Genomic DNA, 11271 nt, shown 5'->3' on the forward strand with positions numbered 1-11271 from the left:
CTTTAAGCCCCTTCTTTATATCTAAAGCCCTTTAATTTGGCGCTAAGAAGGCTTTCCTAGACGCTCAAACATCAAGGTCTTATACGCCTCTACTCCTGGCTGATCAAAGGGATTGACCCCGATCAACTGACAGGACAAATAACAAGCAAAGGCAAAGAAGTAAAAGAGCTGTCCAAAATGATAAGCGTCTAAGGCACCCATCGTGATAAGACCACAGGGGAGTTTTTGTGAATGAGCTGAGAGCGTGGCTTCAAAAGCCACCTGGTTTATCTGCCAAAAGTCCTTACCATCGAGATAATCAAAACCATCACCTTTAGAATCAGCTGACACCCAGAGAGAAGCATTAGCTTCCTTAACAGCTAGAAAAGTTTCAAACAGTATCGGACTGCCCTCTTGGACAAATTGACCGATGGCATGTAAATCCTCAGTATACTCCGCAAAGGTTGGTAAAATGCCTTTATTGTCTTTGCCTTCGCTTTCTCCAAAAAGCTGTAACCACCACTTATGAAACCAGCGAAATTGAGGCTCAAAACTCGCCAGCATTTCAACACCATAACCATTTTGGTAACTACACTGACGATAAGCCGCATAGGCATAAGCCACATTAGCAGTTGAACGATTCGTATGGAGTTGTTCCTGCATGGCCCTAGCTCCTCGAACCAGCTCTACAATATCAATACCAGCTACAGCCATCGGAAAGAGCCCTACACTACTCAAGGCTGTAAAGCGTCCTCCCACATCCTCTGGAAAAACGAGAAAATCATAACCTTGCTCTTGGCAAAGGTGCTCTAAGGAAGCCCCTGGAGTTCCTGTGGCAATAATCCGACGCGCAGCTTCTTTTTCACCGTAACGATCTATGAGATACTGTCGCAAGAAACGGAAGGAGGAACCTGGTTCTAAGGTCTCAAAATTCTTAGCAATACAATGAAGATAGACCGATTTCCCATCTAGAGCCTTCAATACTTTATGGAGCTGATAAGGCGACAAGGTATTGCCAGCATAGATAATTTCTGGCCCATCTGTTTGTAGGGCTTTTATAACTGCTCTTGCAGCATTGTTTGAACCACCGACACCTATGAGAACAAAGACTTCTGCGTCGTTACTCACCTTCTCTGCTAATGCTTTAATATGAGATAGCGTCGTCTGGTTAGCCCACTTATCTATGAAAAACCAGCCCAAACTATCTGAAAAGGTCTCTTGGTCATCCAAAACCATCTCAAGAATAGACCTATGCGTTTCAAGATAGGTCTGATACTTCTCTTGAAGGTTTTTATTGGTAAAGGTTACTTGAAAATCAATCATAGCATCATTCTTGACTCTTATACCAATCAGCCATTTCTTCTAGTGACCGTTGGGTAACCTGATTGGCTTTTCCGACACTTCCAAACTGAACGATGAGGGTGCCTACAACTTCCTTAACAGCCATTTCCATAGCATGAACAATCGCTGCCACATCATCTGATGGCACGTGGCCATACATGAGAGTCTCCATAATTGGGTGAAGAAAGGCACGGGGGTCGGACACTTCAGGATGTTCTTTTAAGAGTTTGAAAATCTCACCTATGGCCGGAGAGTCTTGTAAGTCAGGTTTCTTAGCAAAGAGTTCGCGGATGTTGCGAGTCGTTGCTATGCGAATATCCGTATCCACATTGATTTTATTGATGCCTACACGGGCAACGTCAATCAACTGCTTGACATCAATCCCATTAGCATCACTGATGGTACCACCTAAGTGATTAATGTCGTCCACAATGTAGCTTGGTACGGTTGATGACCCATGACTGACTAAGAAACCTTCAATCCCTTCATGACGCATGCATTCTTTGATAGCAATCGGAATTTCCTTCCGAATTTTAGTATTTTTGCCCTTATTTGGACCGTGAGTAGTGCCGTAACTAATAGCCAAAGCATCCACCCCTGTCTTTTTAAAGAAATCAATGGCTTGTAGAGGATGTGTGTAAGTTGATTTGTCACTGAAGACATCATCTTCTACCCCGGCAATAACTCCCAGTTCACCTTCAACAGAGACACCACGGGCATGAGCATACTTGACCACTTCACGGGTCAATTCTAAATTATCCTTGTAGCTGTGGCTTGAGCCATCAATCATGACACTGGTGTAACCACCGTCAATGGCTGCCACACAGGCATCAAAATCATTGCCGTGGTCTAAGTGTAAAACAATTGGAATATCCACTTCCGCAGCATATTTTTTAACCGCATCTGCAATATTCTTGGCACCTTTTCGCTTTTCTTCTAACGTACAGTTTTGGAAATCAATCCGACCTCCCATAAAGCCATTAGCAAGGTTGGCTCCTTGAATAATCGCTGGACTCCGTAATTGGGCGTGGACATCAATGACACTCTTAATTTGAGCAACAGCATTGACATTAAAAGCTCCTTGAGCATAGCCATAGCGATCAGCTGTCGCTAACACATCTCGTAACGTTACTAACATATTGTCTTTATCTCCTTAATTAAATGAAATCATTTCAGGTAAATCCGCACCAATCAATGGTTGACACCAGTCAATAAAAGCTTGGGTTACCCCATTTTGCGTCTCATTGATATAGTGAGCTGGTAAGGTCTTCTCATGGAGCATAACCTCCTTGATATCAACCAATACTGGGGTTATCGCATAAGCCTCCCCAGTCTCTCGCTCAAAAGCGACCATTTTGCCAGTCTGACCAGAAAGAGCCGCTTCAACCGCCACACGCCCTGCTAAAATCGCTTCTTCCCTATCTATAGGACTTTGTAGAGCAATAGAAGCCCGCCCTAGTAGACCTGGCTTTTCACCTCTAGCCTTGTAGCCTAGCTCCTTGACAATCAAATTCGCCAAATGAGAACTCACATCCCCAAAATAAGTGGCACGGTCGGTTTTAAAAATGGGTTTGACAATCGGATTTCCCTCTTTATCTTTCAACCCTTCACTAGCAACCACCACAAGTCCTGACTTCGTTTTCAGTTTTTCAGCCACATCTACTAGAAATTGCTGCTCATCAAAGGCCACTTCTGGTAGGTAAATCAAATCAGGGCAATAAATGCCTTCCGGGTCTGATAGAGAACTTGCTGCCGTTATCCAACCAGCGTTACGACCTGAAGTCTCGATAACCACGACATGAATGGGCAAACTTCGAACATCATAGCATACCTCTTTGACACTTTGAGCAATGTAACGAGCAGCACTAGCAAAGCCTGGACTATGATCTGTGATAGCAAGGTCGTTATCCATGGTTTTTGGTACCCCCATGACACGAACCAGACTTCCTTTTTCCTGACAGAGGTCATAAAGATGACCGCAGGCATCCATAGTGCCATTGCCACCGTTAAAGAAGACATAGCCAATATGGTGCTTTTCGATGACCTCTAACATACGCTCATAATCACGTCTCTCCAGAGGATCTCTCGAGGTGCCAATCGCAGTTCCTGGACTACTCTTTAATTTTTCCAAGTCTTCCTCGGACACATGGGTCAAATCAATCAGATCATCTCTAATCAGACCTCCCGTTCCGTTGCGTGCAGCATAAATCTTTGAGTGACTGCACAATTCTCTAGCTGCTGTGATAACGCCATAAAGAGAGGCATTCATCACCGCTGTAGGACCGCCGCCATGAACAATTAGTACATTTTCTGTCATTGCCTGCTCCAATCTTTTTAAGATAGAACAACCATCAAGTCTTGATGTTTGTTTAATTGTATTCTATATATTAAATTATAAACTCTAAAAGCGGGATTCTCTAGCTTATCAACGAAAACGTTTTCATTTACTCTTAAAAATGTGGAGCTTCCGCTTTCAAATACTGTATTTCTTCTAAGCTGGAGCTCCTACCTAAACAATTATTTCGGTGAGGAAATCGCCCAAAGCGTTCAATAATAGCCTTGTGTTTTTCCTCATAATACAACTTTTTAGCATTTCCAAGTCTCCTAAATAAGACAAGGGCTTCTTCGTGAATCAAGCGACTTTCTGAATGCATAAAGGGCATCAAGCCTGCAATTTTCAAGTCCTCATCGAGCTCCCAAAAACCAGCTTCCTTTATGGCCTCTTGAGCCAAAACCAGCGCTAGAGCATCCTGTTCAAAGGCCTCCTTAGATGCTCTAAAGAGATTTCTTGAAAACTGATCAAGTACAATAATTTCTGCGATACGCCCTGCTAAACTTTGCCGCCAAGAAAATAACTCTCCGGCCTTAGCCGCTTGCCAGGTATTGAAAAATCGGCTGCGAATCTCCTGATCAAAGGCATCTGACTTGTCAAAGTGACGGTGCCGATTGTCTTCTGAGAACCAAAACGCTAAAACCTCCTGTGCTTGGACAATCATTTTCTTTCCCCCACATTTTGAAAAGCTTTAGCTAAAATTTCTACAGTTGTTGCAATACGTGGCCCTGGTAGAGCATTTTCTAGCGAAATCACGACAAATTGTTCATTTTTGACGGCCTCTAATTGGCCCAAGACAGGATCGCTTTTAAGTTCTGCAATCTTTTCATCCGCTGTCTGAGCATCATAGTCATGAATGATGATAACTTCTGGATGTCGCGCAAAAACCTCTTCTTTACTAACGGTTATCCAGTCTTTACTGGTCAAATCAGAAAAGATATTCTGACCGCCGGCTGCCTCTATCAGACGACTTTCAAAGTTTGACTGACTTGCTGTAAAGACACCATTTTGCCCACTGTCATAAACCAAAACGGTAACCGAAGAAGACGGAAGACTTTCTTTAACCTTAGCCAGCCGTGATTGTTCACGGTCAATAAAGTCTTTTGCCCGATCCTCGATGGCAAAAATACGGCCAATATCCGCAATTTCTTGAAAGGCTTCCTCAATAGTCGAAGCACTGTTAAGGTAGGTACTAATGCCATAGGTCCTTAATTCATCAATGTCCAGACCCTCTTTACCAAATTCCCAGTCAATCCCATAGATGAAATCAGCCCCACTGCTAAGCACAGCTTCTCTAGTTGGTGAGCCGTAAGTCAACTCTGGTATCTTATCATAGGCTTCTTTATATTCTGGTAAGGGACCCCTACTGTGATTATCCAAAGCATTGCCAATGATCACATTCTCCAGACCCAAGGCCACAAAAAGTTCAGTCGCATTTGGTCCAATGGTAAGAACCTTTTGCGGAACCTGAGTCAATGTCAATTGGCGACCATAGTTGTCAAGACTAATCTCAGGGCTTTCTTCTGCAGTCTTTTTGGCTTCGCTTGAGCTGGCACAAGCTACTAGCCCTATAGTTACAAACAAGGTTAAACATGCTGTTATAAATCGCTTCACTAGATATTCCTCACTTCGTGTAATGCTTATAAATAGACAAGTACTGGTTGCTTAGTCGGCTCATGAACAACAATGTCCACATCAATATGAAAGACCTCTTTCAATAAATCCCTACAAAGTACCTGCTTAGGCTCACCTGTTGCCACAATCTGACCTTCCTGCATCACGACAAGATAATCACAATATTTAAAAGCCACATTGAGGTCATGGACAGCCATGATCACCGTCTTATCTTCTTCTTTCAATAAATCAAAGAGTTTCATTTGGTGATTCATATCAAGATGATTGGTCGGTTCATCCAAAATGATTAAGGAGGCCGATTGCGCCAAAGTTCTAGCAATCATCGTCCGTTGACGTTCCCCTCCTGATAAATCCTTATAGGGACGATCTTTCAAAGCCAATAATCCTGTTTTTTCCAGCGCTTTTGATACCTGCGCCTGGTCTTCCTGGTCAATTCGGTCAAATAGACCTTTGTAAGGGTAACGCCCCATCATGACAATCTCAGCTACGGTAAAATCAAAATGATTTTCCCGTTCCTGACTAACGATAGACAAGGTCTTTGCCAAATCTTTAGCCGAAAATGCCGTCAAGGATTGGCCATCGATACTAATGTCACCTGATGTCAACGCCAGTAAGCCAGACAAGGTTTTAAGCAAAGTCGTTTTTCCGCTGCCATTAGGCCCAATAATCCCAATCATTTTCTGACCTGAAAAGGAGAGTTCAATCCCTTTTAGAGCCATGTAACGGTTGATTTCAGCTCTAACATCTGTCATTACAATTTTCATTTATTAGCCTACTTTCTTGCCCTTTTTTAAGAAGAAGATAAAGAAGGGGCCACCAATAATAGCTGTCAGAATCCCAAGAGGCAATTCCTCAGGAGCAATCATAACACGCGCAAGAACATCTGCCCAGATGACCAAAAGGCTACCCAACATTGCAGCCACAAAAAGCAATCGCTTATGGTCACTGCCGACCAATAGTCTCGCAAAATGAGGACAAATGAGACCCACAAAACCAATGGTACCACTGATCGCTACACTAATCCCTGTGAGTAGGGAAGCTAGAACAATCAATATTTTCTGAAATCGCTTGACATTGAGCCCTAAATTCTCTGCTGTCTCCTCACCAAAAAGCAAGAGATTCAAATAACGATGATGTAGCCACAAATAGGCTACACTCACACTGATCAGGAAACCTGGTAGCAATAAATAGTCCCATTTGACACTGGCCAAGCTACCTGCCATCCAAAATTCGACATGATGTAGGCCCAGAGCATTTGGAGCACTCAAAGTGATGGCTTTTGTCAAAGCATCACAAATCATAGACACCACTACCCCAGATAAAAGTAAATGAGACAGATTGATTGCTCCTCTCATTCTACTGAGCAAATAGACTAAGATAAAGGATACGAGCGCTCCTAAAAAGGCTGAAAATGGAAGGGCATAGGTCCCTAACCAGGTAAAAGCCCCAAAGATGATTCCCAACGTCGCAAAAACACTAGCTCCTGAAGAAACCCCAAGGATAAAAGGCTCTGCTAAATGGTTTCGCGTTAAAGCCTGCATACAAACCCCAGAAAGCGACAAGGCTGCTCCGATAAAAGCACCCATGACTACCCGTGGTAAGCGTAGCTGCCAGATAACATTGTCCTGAACCATAGACCAATCAGAGGGATCAAATAGACCAAAAAGGTGATGACTTATGATGCTATAGGTTGTCTGTAAAGGGATAGTAACTGACCCCATACCCACTGCAAACACCATACTAATCACTACTATGAGACACAAGCCGACATAGATGCCCCTTTCTTTCATCTCTTACTCCTATTTCCTGGTACTCTCCCGAATAATCAGTTTTGGTGGCAATACCACTTTCACTGGAACATCATTACCATTTTCAATACGATTGATAATCGCATTGGCTGTATATTTTCCCAAAAGCTCTCGATCCACACGAACCGTGGTCAACATGGGATCAGCATATTGTGCCATCTCAATATCATCAATACTGACAATAGACACATCTTTTGGAATAGTCAAATTTACTTCTCTCAGCGCTTTAATGACCCCTAGTGCCGTCACGTCATTGCCACAAAAGATAGCCTTAGGTTTAATGCCATTTTCAAGTGCTTTTTTCATCGCAGAATAGGCTGAACTAGCAGCAAAATCGCATTCAATGACCTTATGTTGATTTTTAATGCCCATTTTACGAATGTAGTCGCAAAACACCGTAAACCTGACTTCTTGTTTCACCTCACCCACATAGTAAATGTCATTAAAGCCAAGCTTTTCTAAATGCGCCATAGCTTGCCAACCAGCTTCGTAGCCATCACAGATGACCTGATCGATAGGAAATCTTAACTGATTAACCCCAGTGTAGACGATATACTTGGCATAGCGTTTTATGATATCCACATGGTGTTCCTCTATTTTCCCCAGAATCACTACCCCTGAGGTAATTCCGTCTCTTAGAAGGCGATCTAACTCTTGACCACTTAAATGATAAGCCGAGAAAACTAGCTTCATGACATAGCCTCTTTTGAGTAGTTCAGTCTCTAACATTCTCGCAATTTCTGAGAAAAAGGGATCATTTTGCGTATCCGCAGTCCTGGAAAAAATACAGGTAACGGTCTTATCCGAGCTGTCTTGACTTGTTTTTTTTCGTTTCAAGTCCTGAGCAGCCTTATTGGGAACGTAAGACAAGGCCCTAACCGCTTCCCAGACACGATTTTGAACGGCGACACTGGCAGACTTATTAGCTTCTCCATTAATCACACGAGAAGCTGTTGTGATGGACACTCCTGCAAGCTTAGCCACATCCCTTAGGGTTGTTTTCTTTTCCTCACTCATTTAACGGCTCCTTGTGACCTATTTTTTCACTTGCCAACACGGCTAATTCTTGATATAGAGGCGTAAAGGCTAGATGAAATTTCTTGGCTAGCGCTTTGACATCTTCGTATTCAGGGACAACTTTTATCAAGTCATCTCCTAAAAAACCTAATTTAACTTGACATCTGCCATAAGGGCTATCCAGCTGTTCAAAACGCCGCCTTAAAATCTCCCGTTCAACAGGGTACATTCTGACCCCAAAACTCGTGCTTTCACGTAATATCAGATCAGCTACGGCACTGGCCTGACTGGCTGTTGTTAAAACCGTCAGTAGGATTCCAGGACGATTTTTTTTCATGTGAATGCTGGTATAATAGGCATCCAAAACCCGCTTATCTTCGGTCAACAAGTCCATCAGATAGCCCATAGCCTCACCTGTCATATCATCAATCTGACACTCAATGACCTGAATCACTTCTTTTTTTTTACCTGCATAACCCGTAGGATATTAGGATGGTCAAAGGCCTTAGTACCTGCACCGTAGCCTATTTTTTCAATAACAGCACTAGGACTTTCGGCATAACTGTTGGCTAAAACTTTAGCAAAGGCAGCACCTGTTGGGGTAGTCAATTCTCCTTGACAAGCAAAATCATTGAGCGGTACGCCAACTAAAATCTCGGCTGTTGCTGGAGCAGGAATCGGGTATAAGCCATGTGCCATATGCACCTTACCATATCCTGTCGCCACACTTGAAAAGACCAAGTCATCGACACCCAAATTCTCTAGTGCTAAGGCAACCCCGATAATATCAATGATGGAGTCCATAGCCCCCACCTCATGAAACTGAACTGTCTCAATAGCTTGCCCATGAATCTTAGCTTCCGCGCGAGCAATCTCACGAAACAAGGCAAGGCTACGCTCCTTGACCCGTTCTGGTAAGCAACTATCTTCAATCATAGCTAAGATATGACCCGCATCATGATGATGGTGATGGGCATCATGGTCATGTAAAGGATGATGAGAATAGTCATGGCTGTGTTCGTTGTCATGAATGTGACTGTGCGAGTGGGCTTGCTCTGAACCATAGGATTGGTGCCCTATCTCATGCTGCGTTTCGCCAAATGACAAGACCAGGTGCTTGGCCGCAATTCCCTGATCAACTTTAGTCTCCACCCCAAGCGAAAAATGGGAGATTGGAAGTGCTTCTAAGTGAGTGCAAATATAATCCACATCTGCCCCTAAATCTATCAAAGCTGCCAAAAACATATCACCTGCGATGCCGTATTGGCAATCGACGAAAAGCTTTGTCATCTTACATCTCCTTATTTAAGAGTTTGATCATCAAGGCGGCTTGATAAGCTGCCCCGAAACCGTTGTCAATATTAACCACGCTAATTCCTGACGAACAAGACGTTATCATAGCCAGCAGCGTTGTCAGGCCTTCTAAATTAGCCCCGTAACCAACAGAGGTTGGGACTGCAATGAGAGGGACTTCAACTAAGCCCGAAACCACACTAGGTAGAGCCCCTTCCATACCAGCAACAACAATGACCACACTTGCTTGTCGGATTTCCTCCAAACGGCTCAAAAGACGGTGGAGGCCTGCTACCCCTACATCTTGAATAATCTTAGTTTGACACCCTAACCACTGGGCCGTTATAGCTGCCTCTTCCACAACTTTAAAGTCAGAGGTTCCCGCCGATAAAATGACAAGACTTCCTTTTGCCATCAAAGGATGATTAGTCGTGTAAAAGATCTCTCCTCCTGCATGATAATGCCCATTTGGCAGGTCATCGGCGATTTGTTCATATTTTTCTTGTGACAATCGGGTAACCAAAAGAGGCTGTCCCGCAGCAGCAATCTCTCTTGAAATAGCTAAAATCTGCTCAGCTGTCTTGTGAGCTCCATAGACAATTTCTGGGTAACCTTTGAGTTGCCCCCTATCGAGGTCAACCTGACTAAAAGCTTGTAATAATTTCATACCAACAAACCACCTATATTGATATATTTATTTTAACATGGTTTTTCGGAAAAATAAATCAAATAAACGAAAACGTTTTCGTTTAAAAAGACCCTCATTTAATGAGAGTCTCTTCTGTATGCTATTTTAAATAAAAAGAGGAAACTCTTTGATAAGTTCCTCTTACGGGCAGTAGAATAGTTGCCCTTACCCTAATATCTGCCAAGCGTTATAGGCATTGATTCCCATAACAAGGAGTATGACAAGCTGAAAAACCTTATCAAGATTTTCAGACCTTATTCTTTTGCTCACCATTGCTCCTAAATAACCACCTAAACACGCCGCTGGGATGATAAAAATGAGACGACTTAAGGGGTAGGCATCAACTCCCGTCACCGTTAGTATGGTCAGAAGTTTCGCTGCTTGCGAAAAGAAAATAATCGCAATCGAATAGACTGTTGCCAGTCTCATCTCCATTGAAAAAAGGAAAACCAAAAGCGACACATTGATAGGACCTCCTCCTATTCCAAGAAAACTCGCTAAGAATCCCAAAGCAAAACCACAAGTCAAATAACTAAAAGGGCTTTGACAATGATAACTTTTGAGCTTATAGCGATTGTACACAAGGGCAAATAACAAGCTGACCATGGTTAAGCCAATCTGGATCAACTGCACCTGATGCTCATCCTCTAAGCGCTCTAAAAGCCTCTCAAAAGCCACATTTCCAACCAAACCACCTAAAAGAGATCCCGTGGCAATCATCAACAGCCAAAAAAGATTAAGCCTTACTCCATTTTTCCACTGACGATAAGTGGACACAATAGACATGGTAAAAACTGCAACACTTGAAAAAAAAGAGATAGCAGCTAAGGAATCCGCGCCTATGAGATCAAAAATGGGCTTGATTAAAACACCACCACCCATGCCCGAGATGGCACCAAGTGTATTGGCAAAAATAATAACCAGAAAATACAATAGGCCTACTGACATCTGAAACCTCCTACTTATTGCCATTGTACCAAGATTACAGAAACAAATAAAGAGAATTTCCGAAAACGTTGCAGGTTCTAGCTGTTAAATCGTTGAAATATTTAGAATCTGGAGATTTACGTGGTATTGTTTTGGAACCATTCGAAACAACACAGCTCTAAAACAGAAGTATGTTTGGTGAAGTAACTGGAGTAGTTTTGGAACCATTCGAAACAACACAGCTCTAAAAC

Annotated in this window: 10 protein-coding genes and 1 pseudogene; all 11 read right to left on the bottom strand. The window is 42.9% G+C overall.

Annotated elements, in window-relative coordinates; all coding sequences use genetic code 11:
* Positions 1 to 42: 42 nt before the first annotated feature.
* Positions 43 to 1302, bottom strand: coding sequence for a glucose-6-phosphate isomerase (locus G575_RS0102985; RefSeq protein ID WP_027971389.1), 1260 nt, complete (start codon positions 1300 to 1302; stop codon positions 43 to 45).
* A 4-nt stretch (positions 1303 to 1306) separates the two neighbouring features.
* The gene (locus tag G575_RS0102990) at positions 1307 to 2458 is read right to left on the bottom strand and encodes a class II fructose-bisphosphate aldolase (RefSeq protein WP_027971390.1); all 1152 of its coding nucleotides are present in this window, start codon (positions 2456 to 2458) and stop codon (positions 1307 to 1309) included.
* Between the two features lie 15 nt (positions 2459 to 2473).
* Positions 2474 to 3637: a diphosphate--fructose-6-phosphate 1-phosphotransferase gene (locus G575_RS0102995; RefSeq protein ID WP_027971391.1), complete on the bottom strand. Its 1164-nt coding sequence runs from the start codon at positions 3635 to 3637 to the stop codon at positions 2474 to 2476.
* Between the two features lie 133 nt (positions 3638 to 3770).
* A complete protein-coding gene (locus tag G575_RS0103000; RefSeq protein WP_027971392.1) occupies positions 3771 to 4316 on the bottom strand; it encodes a DUF924 family protein in 546 nt (181 codons plus the stop codon).
* Positions 4313 to 5266: an ABC transporter substrate-binding protein gene (locus G575_RS0103005; protein ID WP_027971393.1), complete on the bottom strand. Its 954-nt coding sequence runs from the start codon at positions 5264 to 5266 to the stop codon at positions 4313 to 4315. Before G575_RS0103005 ends, G575_RS0103000 begins: the two co-directional genes overlap by 4 nt.
* Before the next feature lie 26 nt (positions 5267 to 5292).
* The gene (locus G575_RS0103010; RefSeq protein WP_027971394.1) at positions 5293 to 6051 is read right to left on the bottom strand and encodes an ABC transporter ATP-binding protein; all 759 of its coding nucleotides are present in this window, start codon (positions 6049 to 6051) and stop codon (positions 5293 to 5295) included.
* A gap of 3 nt (positions 6052 to 6054) precedes the next feature.
* Entirely contained in the window at positions 6055 to 7077 is a 1023-nt protein-coding gene (locus tag G575_RS0103015; RefSeq protein WP_027971395.1) for a FecCD family ABC transporter permease, read from the bottom strand.
* 9 nt (positions 7078 to 7086) lie between these two features.
* On the bottom strand, positions 7087 to 8112 hold the full coding sequence (locus G575_RS0103020; protein WP_027971396.1) for a LacI family DNA-binding transcriptional regulator: 1026 nt from the start codon (positions 8110 to 8112) through the stop codon (positions 7087 to 7089).
* Positions 8105 to 9402, bottom strand: a pseudogene (gene larC, locus G575_RS12420) (nickel pincer cofactor biosynthesis protein LarC). The gene G575_RS0103020 and the pseudogene larC overlap by 8 nt, the downstream one beginning before the upstream one ends.
* Before the next feature lies 1 nt (position 9403).
* Entirely contained in the window at positions 9404 to 10072 is a 669-nt protein-coding gene (gene larB / locus G575_RS0103030) for a nickel pincer cofactor biosynthesis protein LarB (RefSeq protein ID WP_027971397.1), read from the bottom strand.
* A 186-nt stretch (positions 10073 to 10258) separates the two neighbouring features.
* Positions 10259 to 11041 (bottom strand): sulfite exporter TauE/SafE family protein, encoded by a 783-nt coding sequence (locus G575_RS0103035; protein WP_027971398.1) that lies wholly within the window; start codon positions 11039 to 11041, stop codon positions 10259 to 10261.
* Positions 11042 to 11271: the final 230 nt, after the last annotated feature.

It is taken from the genome of Streptococcus plurextorum DSM 22810, from assembly GCF_000423745.1.
Lineage (GTDB): Bacteria > Bacillota > Bacilli > Lactobacillales > Streptococcaceae > Streptococcus > Streptococcus plurextorum.

Excerpts from the sequence above, each read along its gene's own strand:
- G575_RS0103015 (WP_027971395.1), bottom strand. The coding sequence starts at position 7,077 with ATGAAAGAAAGGGGCATCTATGTCGGCTTGTGTCTCATAGTAGTGATT.
- larB (WP_027971397.1), bottom strand. The coding sequence starts at position 10,072 with ATGAAATTATTACAAGCTTTTAGTCAGGTTGACCTCGATAGGGGGCAA.
- G575_RS0103000 (WP_027971392.1), bottom strand. The coding sequence starts at position 4,316 with ATGATTGTCCAAGCACAGGAGGTTTTAGCGTTTTGGTTCTCAGAAGAC.
- G575_RS0103020 (WP_027971396.1), bottom strand. The coding sequence starts at position 8,112 with ATGAGTGAGGAAAAGAAAACAACCCTAAGGGATGTGGCTAAGCTTGCA.
- G575_RS0102985 (WP_027971389.1), bottom strand. The coding sequence starts at position 1,302 with ATGATTGATTTTCAAGTAACCTTTACCAATAAAAACCTTCAAGAGAAG.
- G575_RS0103010 (WP_027971394.1), bottom strand. The coding sequence starts at position 6,051 with ATGAAAATTGTAATGACAGATGTTAGAGCTGAAATCAACCGTTACATG.
- G575_RS0102995 (WP_027971391.1), bottom strand. The coding sequence starts at position 3,637 with ATGACAGAAAATGTACTAATTGTTCATGGCGGCGGTCCTACAGCGGTG.
- G575_RS0102990 (WP_027971390.1), bottom strand. The coding sequence starts at position 2,458 with ATGTTAGTAACGTTACGAGATGTGTTAGCGACAGCTGATCGCTATGGC.
- G575_RS0103035 (WP_027971398.1), bottom strand. The coding sequence starts at position 11,041 with ATGTCAGTAGGCCTATTGTATTTTCTGGTTATTATTTTTGCCAATACA.